Annotated in this window: 14 protein-coding genes; 8 read left to right on the top strand and 6 right to left on the bottom strand. The window is 59.4% G+C overall.

Annotated elements, in window-relative coordinates; all coding sequences use genetic code 11:
* Positions 1 to 30: 30 nt before the first annotated feature.
* Positions 31 to 1,452: a cardiolipin synthase gene (gene cls, locus IEV40_RS00525; RefSeq protein WP_188419033.1), complete on the bottom strand. Its 1,422-nt coding sequence runs from the start codon at positions 1,450 to 1,452 to the stop codon at positions 31 to 33.
* 209 nt (positions 1,453 to 1,661) lie between these two features.
* On the opposite strand from cls, the gene IEV40_RS00520 reads away from it, so the two are divergent.
* Together IEV40_RS00520 and IEV40_RS00515 are read left to right on the top strand one after the other, a co-directional pair.
* Positions 1,662 to 1,853, top strand: coding sequence for a YjfB family protein (locus IEV40_RS00520; RefSeq protein WP_188419032.1), 192 nt, complete (start codon positions 1,662 to 1,664; stop codon positions 1,851 to 1,853).
* 44 nt (positions 1,854 to 1,897) lie between these two features.
* On the top strand, positions 1,898 to 2,503 hold the full coding sequence (locus IEV40_RS00515) for a DUF924 family protein (RefSeq protein ID WP_229723892.1): 606 nt from the start codon (positions 1,898 to 1,900) through the stop codon (positions 2,501 to 2,503).
* Positions 2,504 to 2,540: 37 nt separating this feature from the next.
* Here the strand turns inward: IEV40_RS00515 and IEV40_RS00510 are convergent, their stop codons facing one another.
* A complete protein-coding gene (locus tag IEV40_RS00510; RefSeq protein ID WP_188419031.1) occupies positions 2,541 to 3,455 on the bottom strand; it encodes a LysR family transcriptional regulator in 915 nt (304 codons plus the stop codon).
* 149 nt (positions 3,456 to 3,604) lie between these two features.
* Here IEV40_RS00510 and IEV40_RS00505 point away from each other — a divergent pair, with 149 nt between their 5' ends.
* A complete protein-coding gene (locus tag IEV40_RS00505) occupies positions 3,605 to 4,240 on the top strand; it encodes a glutathione binding-like protein (RefSeq protein WP_188419029.1) in 636 nt (211 codons plus the stop codon).
* A gap of 101 nt (positions 4,241 to 4,341) precedes the next feature.
* On the opposite strand, the gene IEV40_RS00500 is transcribed toward IEV40_RS00505, so the two are convergent.
* A complete protein-coding gene (locus tag IEV40_RS00500; RefSeq protein ID WP_188419027.1) occupies positions 4,342 to 4,974 on the bottom strand; it encodes a TetR/AcrR family transcriptional regulator in 633 nt (210 codons plus the stop codon).
* Positions 4,975 to 5,241: 267 nt separating this feature from the next.
* Here IEV40_RS00500 and IEV40_RS00495 point away from each other — a divergent pair, with 267 nt between their 5' ends.
* The 5 genes from IEV40_RS00495 to IEV40_RS00475 all read left to right on the top strand — a co-directional run bounded on the left by IEV40_RS00495 (position 5,242) and on the right by IEV40_RS00475 (position 12,292).
* A complete protein-coding gene (locus IEV40_RS00495) occupies positions 5,242 to 5,424 on the top strand; it encodes a hypothetical protein (protein WP_188419025.1) in 183 nt (60 codons plus the stop codon).
* Between the two features lie 2 nt (positions 5,425 to 5,426).
* Positions 5,427 to 6,230: an alpha/beta hydrolase fold domain-containing protein gene (locus IEV40_RS00490; protein ID WP_188419023.1), complete on the top strand. Its 804-nt coding sequence runs from the start codon at positions 5,427 to 5,429 to the stop codon at positions 6,228 to 6,230.
* A gap of 126 nt (positions 6,231 to 6,356) precedes the next feature.
* Entirely contained in the window at positions 6,357 to 7,583 is a 1,227-nt protein-coding gene (locus IEV40_RS00485) for an efflux RND transporter periplasmic adaptor subunit (RefSeq protein ID WP_188419021.1), read from the top strand.
* Between the two features lie 45 nt (positions 7,584 to 7,628).
* Positions 7,629 to 10,841, top strand: a complete 3,213-nt coding sequence (locus IEV40_RS00480; RefSeq protein ID WP_188419019.1) for an efflux RND transporter permease subunit — start codon at positions 7,629 to 7,631, stop codon at positions 10,839 to 10,841.
* Between the two features lie 2 nt (positions 10,842 to 10,843).
* On the top strand, positions 10,844 to 12,292 hold the full coding sequence (locus IEV40_RS00475; protein ID WP_188419017.1) for an efflux transporter outer membrane subunit: 1,449 nt from the start codon (positions 10,844 to 10,846) through the stop codon (positions 12,290 to 12,292).
* A 75-nt stretch (positions 12,293 to 12,367) separates the two neighbouring features.
* Here the strand turns inward: IEV40_RS00475 and IEV40_RS00470 are convergent, their stop codons facing one another.
* The 3 genes from IEV40_RS00470 to IEV40_RS00460 all read right to left on the bottom strand — a co-directional run bounded on the left by IEV40_RS00470 (position 12,368) and on the right by IEV40_RS00460 (position 14,639).
* Positions 12,368 to 12,661, bottom strand: coding sequence for a PsiF family protein (locus IEV40_RS00470; protein ID WP_188419015.1), 294 nt, complete (start codon positions 12,659 to 12,661; stop codon positions 12,368 to 12,370).
* A gap of 167 nt (positions 12,662 to 12,828) precedes the next feature.
* Positions 12,829 to 13,566 (bottom strand): polysaccharide deacetylase family protein, encoded by a 738-nt coding sequence (locus IEV40_RS00465; protein ID WP_229723891.1) that lies wholly within the window; start codon positions 13,564 to 13,566, stop codon positions 12,829 to 12,831.
* The gene (locus IEV40_RS00460) at positions 13,563 to 14,639 is read right to left on the bottom strand and encodes a glycosyltransferase family 4 protein (protein WP_188419013.1); all 1,077 of its coding nucleotides are present in this window, start codon (positions 14,637 to 14,639) and stop codon (positions 13,563 to 13,565) included. Before IEV40_RS00460 ends, IEV40_RS00465 begins: the two co-directional genes overlap by 4 nt.
* Positions 14,640 to 14,702: the final 63 nt, after the last annotated feature.

Below are 14,702 nucleotides of genomic sequence, written 5' to 3'. Positions count from 1 at the left end.
GGTGTGCAGCATGTGCCGGCGGAAATGTCGTCACAGCCAGTATTCGAATTGCCGCGCAAACCATTCCTGTAACCGGTCGGACAACGGACGTTCTGCCCATTTCTCCGGCGTGACTTCGATTGAGTTTTTCAGGTCTTCGTTGAAGGCGCTTTCCATTATCGAACCGAATTCCTGGTCGATCGCGATCAGGTTGACTTCGCTGTTGTGCAGAAAGCTGCGCATATCGAGATTGGTGGAGCCGACCGTAGACCAGTAGCCGTCGATAACGGCGGTCTTGGCGTGCAGTACCGATGCCTGCAGTTCGAAAATGCGTACGCCGGACGACAGCAATTCCGTATAGTAGGAACGTCCCGCATGCATGACGAGGCTGGCGTCGGATACGGCAGGGAAGATGACTTTGACTTCCACGCCGCGCCTGGCGGCATCGGTCAGCGCTTCGATCAGTTGCTGGTCCGGCACGAAGTAGGAATTGGTAATGTGGATCGATGTCTTGGCTTGCTGCATCGCCAGTACGTAAGCCTTGTACGTTTCATAGTCGCCGTTGGGTTCGCTGGCAATGACGCGGACGATCTTGTTGCCGGCCGGTTTGAGCGGCGGGAAGTATTTGCGCGCGGCCAGGTCGACATCGCTTTCCTTGTGCTGGCTAACCCAGGTTTGCAGAAACAGCCACTGGAAGGATGCAACTGCGGGGCCTTCCACGCGGATATGCGTATCGCGCCAGCCGAGATGCTTCTGGCTCTTCGATTTCGAACGGAACAGCGAACCGGAAGAATAGTCGTCGGTGATGTTGATGCCGCCGGTAAATGCGATCTTGCCATCGACGACGAGGATTTTGCGATGATCGCGATTGTTCAGCCGCCAGCCGGAGCCGAAACGCTTGAGCGGGTTGACCGGATGGAATTCGAGCACGGCGATGCCGGCGTCGCGCAGGCGCTGGAAGAATTCGGGCCGCGTGCCGAGCGAGCCGACGCTGTCGTAGATGATGTTCACCTGTACGCCGGCCTGCTGTTTCTCGATCAGCAGGTCTGCAAATTCATCGCCCATCGTGTCCTGGCCGAAGATATAGGTTTCCAGATTGATGTGATCGCGTGCACCCTTGATGGCCTCGATCATCGCCTTCATCGTCTGCGGTCCATCGTTGAGCAGCGTCAGCTTGTTGCCGGCGATGAGCGGGCTGTTGGTCGCGGCTTCTTCCAGCGCGGCCATTTCCGGCAGATCCACTTTCGCATTGCGCAGCCGCTGTGCCAGCAGCGATTCGGAACGTTGTGGCGACAGTTCGCCCTGTGCGGTACGTACGGTGGGCGTATCCTGCGGCGTCAGCGAGGTTTTCAGGTAACGCACATCGGGCAGGGAAGCGCAGGCTGTCAGGGTCAGGCATAGCGCAACGAGCGGCAGCAAGGCCGCGCGATGTACGGTGAGGCGGCAATTGAGATGATGTAAAAAGCCGGTCATCCTGGTCCCCTGAAGCGTTTTTGTAGGAATTGATGAAGCGCCGATGCCGGCTGCTATGCAATCAGACAACACGACAATAAAAAAGTTGGCGCATGGATAAGCGCGATGCCGCACATATTTTTCATGATCGGATGTGGCAGATTAAAGAAATCTTGATCTTCGTCGTTAAGAAAAGATGAAGACAGTCATTCCGACTGAATGGAGGTAGTATGGATGTAGGCAATATTCCGGCTCTGGCAACGAGCATGGCGCAGGAACGCACTACCAGTGCGGTATCGATTGCGGTTTTCAAGAAGGCACTGGATGCGCAAAGCTCCGCGGCGCTGGCATTGCTGGAAGCGATTCCTCAGGTACAGAGCCTGCCGCCGCATCTGGGCAACAGCATCAATACCAAGGCCTGAACAAGACCGTTCAGGCCATTCAGGTAGTTTGGCAAGGAGAGACATTGATCGAAACAGCAGACACGGTACGGACGTTCTGGTTCGGCAGCGATGAGGGCGACGATGCCGCCATTGGCAGTCGCCAGGGAAAACTCTGGTGGTCGAAAGACGATGATACCGACCGTGAAATTCGTACGCGTTTCGAAGCTTGCACGATTGCTGCCAGCGGCGGTCGTTTCGATCAATGGTCCCGGACACCGCACGGTCTGCTTGCATTGATCCTGCTGACCGACCAATTTCCGCGCAATATGTATCGCAATCGGCCGGAATCGTTTTCCTTCGATCCGATTGCCTTGCACTGGGCGTTGGACGGATTGGCACGCGGTGCCGACACCTTGCTGCGTCCCATCGAACGCGTGTTCTTCTATCTGCCGCTCGAACATGCAGAATCACTGCCGCTGCAGGAGCGTGTGGTCGATCTGTTCAAAGGACTGCAGGATGACGTGCCGGCAGAGCAGCGCGAGGCCTTCGCCGGTTATACCAATTTCGCGATTCGTCATCGCGACATCATCGCCCGTTTCGGGCGCTTCCCGCATCGCAATGCCATCCTCGGCCGGGCATCGACCGACGAGGAGAGCGCATTTTTGAAGACGCCGGGTTCGGGATTCTGAACGAAAGGGCGGAGATACCGTTCGGGTTCTCCGCCGGTCAGAGCGGTCGCGCGCCCATTTCCGTCTTTGCAAACAATTCTGCCGCCCATTCGGCGAACGCGCGCACCTTGGTCGACAGGTGGCGATTGGGTGGATAGAGAATCCAGAACGGCACATGCTCCGACAGAAGACCGTCCAGCACCGGCACCAGCTGGCCTGACGCCACATATTCACACGCGATGTAATCTGGCAGCTGTGCGAGGCCGATACCGGAGCAAGCGGCGGCGGCCAATGCATCGGCATCGTTGACCGAGACGCGGCGTATTCCCTGGGCGGCAGTTTGCACTGCATCCTGTTCGTAGATCATCGGAAATATCTTGCCGGTTTTTGACGAGGCGAACAGGATCAACTGGTGGCGTTCAAGCTCTTCCAGATTGCGCGGCTCGCCATGCTTTTTCAGATACGCAGGCGCCGCGAAAGTGCGCATGCGGAAATCGCCGAGCCGGCGCGCAACCAGCGATTCGTCGTTGATTTCACCGCCGCGGATCACGCAGTCGATGCCTTCGTGTACCAGATCGACGGGGCGGTCGGTGCAACCCAGTTCCAGATCGATCTCCGGATAGCGTTCGAAAAAGTCCGCCAGTGCCGGTGCAATGATGCAGCGTCCGACCGAACCGGGAACATCCACGCGCAAACGGCCTTTCGGCGACGTCGCTGCGTGGCTGACGGCTGCTTCGGTTTCATCCAGTTCTGCCAGCAGGCGCACTGCGCGTTCGTAATAGCCGGCGCCATCCGGCGTCACGCTGACGTGGCGCGTCGTGCGGTTGAGCAACTTGACGCGCAAACGTTTTTCCAGCGCGATCACCTGCGCGGAGACCGTCGCCTTCGGCAGGTTCAGCGACATCGCCGCCTTGGTGAAGCTTTTCAATTCCACCACGCGGGTGAAGGCCAACATTGTATCGAAACGGTCCATGCAAAATTGTCCAGTGGTGAAAGACACTGCGCACGATTCTAGAACATTCCTGAAACCGGACGAGGAACCTTGGCCGATTCGCCGACTCCGTCTGGAATTCAGGCCGGATGTGTGTGCGATGTCCGGCGGCAATTTTCGATGGAGGATGCATGTTGACCCTGTACACATGGAGTACGCCGAATGGCCGCAAACCGCTGATCCTGCTGGAAGAACTGGAAGTGGCGTACAACGTGCAGCCGGTCGATATCGGCAAGGGCGAGCAGTTCGCAGCGGACTTTCTGGCGATCTCGCCAAACAACAAGATTCCGGCGCTGGTCGACGACGAAGCGGAAGGCGGGCCGTTGACGCTGTTCGAAAGTGGTGCCGTTCTGACCTATCTGGCGGAGAAACACGGTCGCTTCCTCGATGCCGCAGGGCCGGAGCGCTATCGTGCGCTGGCGTGGCTGCACTGGCAGATCGGCGGCACGGGACCGATGTTCGGACAACTGGGTTTCTTCGCCTTGCGCGCCGAAGAAAAACTGCCGATGGCGATCAAGCATTTCACCGACGAAGCGGATCGCCTGCTCGGTGTGATGGATCGTCATCTTGCAGGCAATACCTATCTCGCCGGCGAACACTACACCATCGCCGACATTGCCTGTTATGCGTGGACGCTGAGTGCAACAACCTATCTGAAGGAGGTGCTGACAGACAGCATGCGGGACAAACCGTCGGTGCAGCGCTGGCTGGATACGATAAGCGAGCGGCCGGCTGTGCAACGTGGAATGCGGACTTTGCAGACATGAAGGCAGTCGAAAACGGATAACTAACGGACATTGTCGTCGGCAAAAAAACAAAAGCGCCCATCGGGCGCTTTTTCATTGACGGAAACTGGGTTGAAAGCTGCCTATCTTGCAGGCCAGGCGCGCATCGCAGTGTATGCAATGGCGAGCAGCTTGTCGCGATTACCACCTGTGTCGCGGGCTTGCGTGGACATGCCCTGAATCACCGTATTGTAAAAATTGGCGAGAGCGCCGGCATCGGTATCCCGCGCCAGTTCGCCGTCGCGTATGCCTTCTTCGATGCGTGTGCGAATCATGCTTTCCACATTGTCGCGCCGCTCGACCATCGCGCTCTGCACGTGCGCGGAAGACGCGGAACAATTGGTGGCAGCAGTGACAACCAGGCAACCGGGCGGATGGCTGGGGCAGGTGAGTTCGATCGCATTGCTTTGCAGCAGGCGTTCGATCGCATCGCGCGCCGTGGGCGCTGCCGCAAACAGGCACTGCAATGCATCGCAATTCTTGGATGAATAACGTTCGACGGCTTCGAGGAACAGCTTTTCCTTATCACCAAATGCCGCATACAGGCTGGGAGGTGTAATACCCATTGCCGACGTCAATTCCTGCAGCGAGGCTGCCTCGTAACCGTAACGCCAGAAGACAAGCATCGCCCGTTCCAGCGCCGCATCGCGGTCGAAGGAAAGAGGGCGTCCGGCCTTTTTGCGCGGCTTGTCTTCGGTTTTTGTCTCTATTTCCATAGCGATCGATATTAAATCTCTTGACAGCGCAAACGGCGCTGGCTACAGTAGCAACTGTATTCTGTAGCGATCACTAGTAATTATGAACTTGATATCCGTTTCGCTCACGGATGTCTGTATTAAAAGGCGAGTCACTGTCTTTGTCAAGGTTGGAAGAGGTGAACTGTCCAATTAAAAAAGACAGTTCTTCATAAAAGCCGATATTTATCTTCGAACGTTGGATTTCTATACTTCCATTCATCGAAACATTTGCAAGAGAGCATCATCATGAAAACACGTCTCTATCAATTTACGGCCGTCGCCGCTGGCACATTGGCAATCTCTGCCGCGTTGCACAATCCGGCGGTGTCGGATCTTGTCTATGACAGCGCATTGACGGGCGGCGCCGTCTGGGCCAATGCCACGATGGCTGTCGGCAACCTTGCTCAGACCGCGGCGGAGCGTCAGTAATCATGGAACTGGCAGTGCGACAGGCTTCGGCGTTGGCATCGTTCCGCCATGCGGGACGGGAAATTTCGCTGCGCGTGTTTGGCCATCGTTCTGGCCGCCATGCCGAGAAGACCGGCCTGCCGCTGATCGTCTATTTCCATGGCGGTTATTTCGATTGCGGCCGTGCCGACGATGCGGACGGTATCGCCGCGGCCCTGGCCGATAGCGCGATCGTCGTCACCGTCGATTATCCGCTGGCACCGACCATGCAATTTCCCGATACCGCCGAGCTGGCGTTCGCGGCGCTGCTGTGGGCACGTGAGCATGCAGATGCGTACGGTGCCGATGGCAAGCGCATGTTCGTCGCCGGCGATCAGGCTGGCGGCAATCTGGCAGCGGCCGCGGCAATGATGGCGCGTGACCGCGTCATGCCGAACGGTCGCAGCATTCGGTTGAAAGGGCAGGTCTTGATCACGCCGATGCTGGATCCGCACCAGACCTCGTCGTCGATGCATGCATCCGGCGAATGCATCTGCCGCGAAGGCTGGGCCGCCTACTTGCCCGCCGTCGGCGATGCACTGCATCCGTATGCCGCTCCTTCGCAATCGCGCCGCCTTGCGGATCTGGCACCGGCGCTGATCGTCAGCACCGAAAGCGATGCCATGCGCGACGAAGCCGAACAGTATGCGACACGGCTGATCGTCGCCGGCGTGCCGGTACACATGCGCAGGCTGGAAGGATCGTCGCGCCGGCTGCTGCAGCCGGATCACCCGGATTTTCCAATCATCGTTGCGACGGTTTCGCAATTCATCAACGACCCTGGATGAGCGACTGCCGGCCGAAAACGGCCAGACGCCTCCGGTAACGGCAGATATAACCACGCAACCTTTACGCATTTTTTACCGATTACTCACACATCAATTTCATCCATATCCAATCGACAGGGAAAGAACATGAAGATCACTACAAACAAATCGCGTTTTTCTCGCAGTGCCATCGCCATTGCCATCGGCGTGCTGGTCATCGCGGGCGCCGCGACCGTCTCGCTTTCCGGCCACGCGGAAAAATCGCAGCAGGCAGCGCCGGCTGCCACGCCGGTCACGGTGGCAGCCGTACTCGAACGTTCGGTCACCGAATGGGACGATTTCTCCGGGCGCGTCGAAGCGATCGAGCGCGTTGAAATCCGTCCGCGCATCTCCGGCACCATCGACGCCGTGCATTTTCAGGATGGCCAGCTGGTGAAAAAAGGAGATCGTTTGTTCACCATCGATCCGCGTCCGTATAGGGCCGAACTGGCACGCGCCGACGCCGCGCGTGCCGGCGCACAGGCGCGCCTGACGCTGGCGAAGACCGAGCTGGAGCGTACGCGCAAGCTGCTGGAAGAGCGTGCCGTCGCACAACGTGAACTGGATACGCGCAACAACGCCTATCGCGAAGCCGAAGCCGACCTGAAAGCGACCGATGCTGCTGTACAGACCGCACGCCTGAACTTGCAATACACCGAAATCACCGCACCGGTAGCCGGCCGCGTATCGCGCGCCGAAATCACGGTCGGCAATCTCGTGACGACCGGCCCGACCGCACCGGTATTGACGACGGTTGTTTCCGTATCGCCGATGTACGTCAGCTTTGAAGTCGATGAGCCGACTTACATCCGTTATGCATCAACCGGTGCGGTCGGCAACAGCGGCGTCAACCGTATTCCGGTGGCGATGGGCCTGACCAGCGAGGAAGGCTATCCGCGCCAGGGACATGTGCAGGCATTCGACAACCGCATCGACAACGGTTCCGGCACGATCCGCGTGCGCGCCGTGTTCGATAACGCCAACGGCGCGCTGACGCCGGGCATGTTCGCTCGCGTGCGTACCGGCGACGCGAATGCCAAGAATGCGCTGTTGATCGACGACCGTGCGGTCGGCACCGATCAGGACAAGAAATACGTGATGGTGGTCGGCGCCGACAACAAGGCGACCTATCGTCCGGTCACGCTGGGACCGATCGTCGAAGGCCTGCGTGTCGTGCGTACCGGCCTGAAGAAGGATGAGCGCATCGTCGTCAACGGCCTGCAGCGCATTCGTCCGAACGAAACGGTGACGCCGGAAACGGTGGCGATGGACGCCCGCGTGGCACAGCTGTTCAAGACGGAAGGCAAGGGCGCCGACGTCATCGCGGCCAACTGATCCCGATAGCGCTGCGCTCTCCATACTGAAGAAAAAGAAAATCACATGAACATATCCAGATTCTTTATCGACCGCCCGATCTTTGCGGGCGTGTTGTCGACGATCGTTCTGCTGGGAGGGTTGATCGCCATGTTCAACCTGCCGATTTCCGAATATCCGGAAGTCGTGCCGCCGTCGGTCGTGGTCAAGGCCAATTTCCCCGGCGCTAATCCGCAGACGATCGCGGAAACGGTCGCAACGCCGATCGAGGAACAGATCAACGGCGTCGAAGGCATGCTGTACATGCAATCGCAGGCCACGTCCGACGGCCTGATGACGCTGACCGTCACTTTCCAGCTCGGTACGCCGCCGGATCTGGCGCAGCAACTGGTGCAGAACCGCGTCAATCAGGCACTGCCTCGCTTGCCGGATGTCGTGCAACGCCTCGGCGTGACGACGACCAAGAGCTCGCCTGACCTGACGATGGTGGTGCACTTGCTGTCGCCGAACGACCGCTACGACATGGCCTACCTGCGTAACTACGCAGTGCTGAACGTCAAGGACAGGCTGGCACGTCTGCCGGGCATCGGCGCCGTGCAACTGTTCGGTTCCGGCGACTATTCGATGCGCATCTGGCTCGATCCGCGCAAGGTAGCGGAGCGCGGCCTGTCGGCGGACGACGTCGTGCAGGCGATTCGCGAGCAGAACGTCAACGTCGCAGCCGGTGTGATCGGCGCGTCGCCGACGGTGCCGGGCGTCGATTACCAGATTTCCGTCAATGCGCGCGGCCGTCTGCAGACCGAGGAAGAGTTCGGCGACATCGTCATCAAGGCATCGCCGGACGGCGTCGTCACCAAGCTGAAGGATGTCGCGCGTATCGAGCTGGGCGCCAGCGAATATGCATTGCGTTCGCTGCTGAACAACAAGCAGGCGGTGGCGATTCCGATTTTCCAGTCGCCGGGTTCCAACGCGCTGGAAATCTCGAACAACGTCCGCAAGACGATGGAAGAGTTGAAAAAAGACATGCCGGAAGGCGTGGACTACAGCATCGTCTATGACCCGACGCAATTCGTGCGTGCATCGATCGAAGCGGTCGTGCATACGCTGCTGGAAGCCATCCTGCTGGTCGTCATCGTCGTGATCGTGTTCCTGCAAACGTGGCGCGCATCGATCATTCCGTTGCTGGCGGTGCCGGTGTCGGTGATCGGCACGTTCGCCGTGATGCTGGGGCTGGGCTTCTCGATCAATGCCTTGAGTCTGTTCGGGCTGGTGCTGGCGATCGGTATCGTGGTCGACGATGCGATCGTCGTGGTGGAAAACGTCGAACGGAATATCGAAGCGGGCCTGACGGCGCGTGAAGCGACCTACAAGGCGATGCGCGAAGTGTCCGGCCCGATCATTGCGATCGCGCTGACGCTGTGCGCGGTGTTCGTGCCGCTGGCATTTGTGTCCGGTCTGACCGGCCAGTTCTTCAAGCAGTTCGCATTGACGATCGCGATTTCGACGGTGATCTCGGCATTCAACTCGCTGACGCTGTCGCCGGCATTGTCTGCCTTGCTGCTGAAAAACCACGGTGCGCCGAAGGATAAATTCCAGCTCGCGATCGACAAGGCATTCGGCTGGTTCTTCGTACGCTTCAACAAGGTGTTCCACCGCGGTTCCGACAATTACGGCGGTGGTGTCTCCAGCATTTTGAAGCGCAAGTCGGCGTCGCTGGTCGTGTATGCAGTGCTGATCGGTGTGACCGGTTTTCTGTTCCACCACGTGCCGGCAGGCTTTGTGCCGGGGCAGGACAAGCAGTATCTGGTCGGCTTTGCGCAGTTGCCTGACGCCTCGTCGCTGGATCGCACCGAAGACGTGATTCGCCAGATGTCCGATATCGCGATGAAGACGCCGGGCGTGGAATCGGCAGTGGCTTTCCCTGGCCTGTCGATCAATGGCTTCGTCAACAGCCCGAACTCCGGCATTGTGTTCGTCACGCTGAAACCGTTCGACGAACGCAAGAGCAAGGAATTGAGCGGCAATGCGATCGCGATGCAGTTGAACCAGAAATACGCCGGCATCAAAGATGCGTTCATCGCGATGTTTCCGCCGCCGCCGGTACAGGGCCTGGGCACGATCGGCGGCTTCAAGCTGCAGATCCAGGATCGCGCCGCGCTCGGCAACGAAGCGTTGAACGATGCGTTGAAGGCATTCATGGCAAAGGCGAATGCCGCACCGGAACTGCAAGGCATGTTCTCAAGTTTCCAGATCAACGTGCCGCAATTGTTTGCCGATCTGGATCGTACGCGCGCACAACAACTGGGCGTGTCGGTGCCGTCGGTGTTCGATACCTTGCAGATCTATCTGGGTTCGCTGTACGTGAACGACTTCACCAAGTTCGGCCGTACCTTCCAGGTGCGCGTGCAGGCCGATGCACCGTTCCGTGCGCATGCCGAGGATATCGGCTTGCTGAAGACGCGCAATGCTGCCGGCGAAATGGTGCCGTTGTCGTCCGTGTTGAAGCTGACGCAAAGCCATGGCCCCGATCAGGCGATCCGCTACAACGCCTTCCCGTCGGCTGACGTGAACGGCGGTCCGGCACCGGGCTACAGCACGGGCCAGGCGCAGGATGCGATCGAACGCATTGCTGCCGAAACGCTGCCGCGCGGTATCGGTTTCGAATGGACCGAGATCACCTATCAGGACAAGATCGCCGGTGACACGCTGTTCATCATCCTGCCGCTGTCGATGCTGCTGGTGTTCCTGGTGCTGGCTGCGCAGTACGAAAGCCTGACCTTGCCGCTGGCCGTGTTGCTGATCGTGCCGATGGGCTTGCTGTCTGCCATCTTCGGTGTGTTCCTGACCGGCGGCGACAACAACATCTTCACGCAGATCAGTCTGATCGTGCTGGTGGGGCTGGCGTGCAAGAACGCGATTCTGATCGTTGAGTTCGCACGCGAACTGGAAGATCATGGCCGCGGCATCTATGAAGCGGCGATCGAGGCAGCACGCTTGCGTCTGCGGCCGATCCTGATGACGTCGATCGCCTTCATCGCCGGTGTCGTGCCGCTGATCCTGTCGTCCGGTGCCGGCGCGGAAATGCGTCATGCAATGGGCGTGGCGGTGTTCTCCGGCATGATCGGCGTGACTGCCTTCGGCCTGTTCCTGACGCCGATCTTCTACGTGCTGTTGCGTACGCTGGAAAACAAGCTGACGCCGAAACGCGATCCGGAGGAAGAAGCCTATCCGCATCATCCGGCGATTCCGACCGACGTTCCGCACAACTACGAGGTATAACAATGAAAACATTCAAACTGACCCTCACCGCGTTGACGGCTGCCATGGTGCTCGCCGGCTGCTCGACGGCGCGTCCGCCGGAGCAGGTCAAGGTCGATACGCCAGCCGCCTATCGCGAAAAGGCCGAGTCGCTGGATGGCGCATGGCAGGTCGCGAAGCCGGCCGACGATCAGGATCGCGGCCAATGGTGGAAGGTGTACGGCGACGACGATCTGAGCAAACTGGTCGTCGCAGCCACGCAATCGAATCCGAATCTGGCAATCGCATTGGCGAACGTGAAGGAAGCGCGTGCGATTGCCGGCGTCGTCGATGCCGATCGTGGTTTCCAGCTCGGTGCCGGCTTCGGTCCGACGCGAATCGGTAATGAGCAGAGTGCGTCGACCGAATACCGTGCGCAGCTGGGCTTCTCGTATGAAGTCGATCTGTTCGGCCGCCTGTCGGACGCCAGCCGCGCTGCAGCACTCGATGCGCAGGCACAGGAAGCGGCGTACCGTTCCGTGCTGCTGGCATTGCAAGCCGACGTCGCACAGCAATACTTCACGATCCGCGCACTGGATTCGGAAACCGATGTGCTGCAGAAAACCGTTGAACTGCGCCAGGAAGCACTGGACCTCGCCAAGCACCGATTTGATGCCGGCGATACCAGCGAACTGGATGTCGCACAGGCGCGCACTGAATGGGCGACGACCAGCGCCGAACTGGAAGGTGTGCGTCGCGAACGTGCGCAGCGTGATCATGCGCTGGCCGTGTTGCTGGGGCAGGCTCCAGCACAGTTCACGTTGCCTGTGGCATTGCTGAAAGCACCGCTGGTGACGGTGCCGGCAGGCTTGCCATCCGATCTGCTGGAACGTCGTCCTGATATTGCACAGGCGCAACGCCGGATGGCGGCCGCCAGTTCGCGCATCGGTGCAGCGAAGGCTGCGTTCTTTCCGTCGCTGGTGCTGACTGGTGCGGGCGGCTATGCGTCGGACGAATTGCGCGATCTGTTCAAGTGGTCCAGCCGCAGCTGGATACTTGGACCGTTGACCGGCACGATCCTGAACCTGCCGATCTTCGACGGTGGCCGTAATCGTTCCAATCTGGCGCGTGCCGATGCCGGCTATGAAGCGTCGGTTGCGAATTATCGCCAGCAGGTGCTGGTCGGTTTCCGCGACGTCGAGGACAATCTGAGTGCCTTACGCACGCTGGATCGCCAGATGGTGTTCCAGGAACAGGCGATCGATTCGGCGAAGCTTGCGAACAATCTGGCGGATTCGCGCTATCACTATGGCTCGGCCAGCTATTTCGAAGTCATCGATGCGCAGCGTTCACGGCTTGCTTCGGAGCGCGCTCTGGTGCGTAGTCAGGGACAGCGTGCTGTTGCATCGGTCGGCTTGATTCGTGCACTGGGCGGTGGCTGGGATGCGCCGCAAAAGCAGGGCGGGGATGTGCCACCGATGGCGAAGCAATAATTTTCGCCTTGAATGCCTCTCTTGGCATACGTAATAAAAAAGCCCGCTTCGTGCGGGCTTTTTTGCAGGTGTTTGTCAGTGTTTCGACAGGCATTCCTTCATGAACGCCTTGCGTTCGTCGCCTTTCTTGTCGCTGGCCGACGCATTGCAGGTCTTCATCTTCTCGCGCTGAGCTTGTTGTGCTGCGCTGCCTTGGTCGGTGCTGTCTTTGCTCAGGCATTCCTTCATGAATGTCTTGCGTTCGTCGCCTTTCTTGCTGCCGGCCTTGACGTTGCAGGACTTCATCTTGTTCTGCTGTGCCGTTTCGGCCAGAGCCGGATGGAAAGCGATTGGCATCAGCAACAGTACGGCACCTAACAGTTTCTTCATGGCGAGGCTCCTTATCGATGGTTGGGCGACGGGACAGCGCTGGGAAACATGCGAGGCATTACATCACGAATGCCACGCGTTGCCAATCGTATAACGAAGCAAACGAAAGAGCGTAAAGAAACGGTTAAACGGAAACGGTCGAACGGGAACGGTTGCTGGAAGGCAAATCAACGCCGGATCAGCGGGCGCTTCGGCGTGTTCTTCATATGCATCTTCCACAAGACGCCGACCAGCGAATCGCCCCAGGCGACTGCCTTGCGCGGCAACGTGAGCGGATCGTCACCGATGGTGGCAGGCGCGCGCTCGCAGGTGACAGCCGTCTTGTAGCCGGCTTCGGCGACGGCTTCGACCGTCTGGATGTTGTGGCTGCCGTACGGATAGCAGAAGTGATCGACAGGCTGGCCGAGTGCATCTTCCAGCGTCGATTTGGATTTCAGTGCTTCGTTGAAGACGAGTTCGGCAGGTTGCTCGCCCAACCGGATGTGATTGAACGAGTGCGAACCGATTTCGATGCCGCACGACAACAATTCACGCAGGCGTGCCGCCGTCATCAGCGGTGGTGCGTCGTGGCCATCGGCGATCAGCCAGTCGGCCGAGCCGCCGAGCATGCCGGCAATCGCATAGACGGTGGCAGGGAAGCCGTGGCGCTGCAGGATGGGCAGCGCATATTCGTAGAAATTCTCGTAGGCGTCGTCGAAGGTGATGGCGACGGCACGCGGTGGAATCGGCTTGTCACCGCGCACGCATTGCAGCACGTCGTTCATGCTCAGCACGTTGTAACCGAAAGTCTTCAGATAGCCCATCTGCACGGCGAAGCGGCGATGGTCGCAATAGGTCGCGCGATGCGTATCCATCGCGGGGAAGTCGCCGACCTGGTGATACATCAGGATCTGGATACGGTTCAACTTGCTCTCCTGCCGGCTTCGACGGCTTCTTCATAGACCGCCAGCGTGCCGCGCGTCATGCTGTCCAGTGCGAATAGCGCTTCATAGCGCCGGCGGCCGGCCTGACCCATTTGCGTACGCAAGTCTGCATTATCCAGCAAAGTCGCGATCGCCTGTGCCAGTGCGGCCGGATTCTCGGGCGGCGCCAGCAGGCCGGTTTCGCCGTCGGCTACCGCTTCGCCGATACCGCCGACATCGGAAGCGACGATCGGCAGGCCGAAGGCGGCGGCTTCCAGTAGTGTCAGCGACAGCGCTTCGCGGCGCGACGGCGCCAGCAGCATGTCGGCGCAGCCGTAGATGTTATTGACGTCGTCGCGATGGCCGACGAAACGGATGCGATCGACGATGCCGAGTGCGACGGCAAGTTCCTGTACCTCTTTCGCGAATGTCGTATCCAGCGAACCGACCAGTACCAGCGTCCAGCGGCGGTCTGTCAATTGCGCCAGTGCGCGCAGCGCGATGTCTTGCCCTTTCGCATGCATGAAGCGGGCGACCATCGCCAGTACCGGTGCATCGTCGAGGTCGAGTTCTGCGCGCATCGCGTCGCGCGGCGTGCGCGGCAGGGCAGCGTAGTCGGGTACACCGTGATGGACGGTGCGGATCTTCTGCTGCGGATAGCCGCAGGAAACTAGGAAGCGCGCGACCGCATCCGAGACCGCGATGATGCGCGTGGCGCGGCCGAACCATTTGCCGGCATTGGTCGAATGCGCGGTGGCGACATTGGGCACGCCTGCGAATCTGGCTGCCCAGCCGGCGTAGTAGGCGCCGCGCGTCAGATGACCGTGGACCAGATCGGCCTTCTCGCGGCGGATCAGGCGCACCAGCTTGATCAGCGATGCCAGATCGTAGAAGCCGGTGAAGGAAATCTGCTCGCAGCGGAAACTGTTCTTTTGCAGTTGTTCGCCCAGCCATCCTTGCAGCGGTCCGGCGTAGATACATTCGACGCCTTTGCCTGCCAATCCCTGCATCAGTTGCAGCAAATGACGTTCGGCGCCACCGGCCTTGTGGCTGTGCAGGACGAAGATGACTTTCATGGGGCGATGAATGGATAGGCTTGGATTGCAATGACGGCAGATGCATCTACCGTTGGATGCGGT

The organism is Oxalicibacterium solurbis (genome assembly GCF_014635845.1).
Classification (GTDB): Bacteria; Pseudomonadota; Gammaproteobacteria; order Burkholderiales; family Burkholderiaceae_D; genus Oxalicibacterium; species Oxalicibacterium solurbis.
This window is presented reverse-complemented; position numbering and strand designations above follow the sequence as displayed.

Bases quoted from the DNA above. Each gene is read 5' to 3' on its own strand.
- cls (WP_188419033.1), bottom strand. From the start codon at position 1,452: ATGACCGGCTTTTTACATCATCTCAATTGCCGCCTCACCGTACATCGC.
- IEV40_RS00520 (WP_188419032.1), top strand. From the start codon at position 1,662: ATGGATGTAGGCAATATTCCGGCTCTGGCAACGAGCATGGCGCAGGAA.
- IEV40_RS00510 (WP_188419031.1), bottom strand. From the start codon at position 3,455: ATGGACCGTTTCGATACAATGTTGGCCTTCACCCGCGTGGTGGAATTG.
- IEV40_RS00505 (WP_188419029.1), top strand. From the start codon at position 3,605: ATGTTGACCCTGTACACATGGAGTACGCCGAATGGCCGCAAACCGCTG.
- IEV40_RS00500 (WP_188419027.1), bottom strand. From the start codon at position 4,974: ATGGAAATAGAGACAAAAACCGAAGACAAGCCGCGCAAAAAGGCCGGA.
- IEV40_RS00495 (WP_188419025.1), top strand. From the start codon at position 5,242: ATGAAAACACGTCTCTATCAATTTACGGCCGTCGCCGCTGGCACATTG.
- IEV40_RS00490 (WP_188419023.1), top strand. From the start codon at position 5,427: ATGGAACTGGCAGTGCGACAGGCTTCGGCGTTGGCATCGTTCCGCCAT.
- IEV40_RS00485 (WP_188419021.1), top strand. From the start codon at position 6,357: ATGAAGATCACTACAAACAAATCGCGTTTTTCTCGCAGTGCCATCGCC.
- IEV40_RS00480 (WP_188419019.1), top strand. From the start codon at position 7,629: ATGAACATATCCAGATTCTTTATCGACCGCCCGATCTTTGCGGGCGTG.
- IEV40_RS00475 (WP_188419017.1), top strand. From the start codon at position 10,844: ATGAAAACATTCAAACTGACCCTCACCGCGTTGACGGCTGCCATGGTG.
- IEV40_RS00470 (WP_188419015.1), bottom strand. From the start codon at position 12,661: ATGAAGAAACTGTTAGGTGCCGTACTGTTGCTGATGCCAATCGCTTTC.
- IEV40_RS00460 (WP_188419013.1), bottom strand. From the start codon at position 14,639: ATGAAAGTCATCTTCGTCCTGCACAGCCACAAGGCCGGTGGCGCCGAA.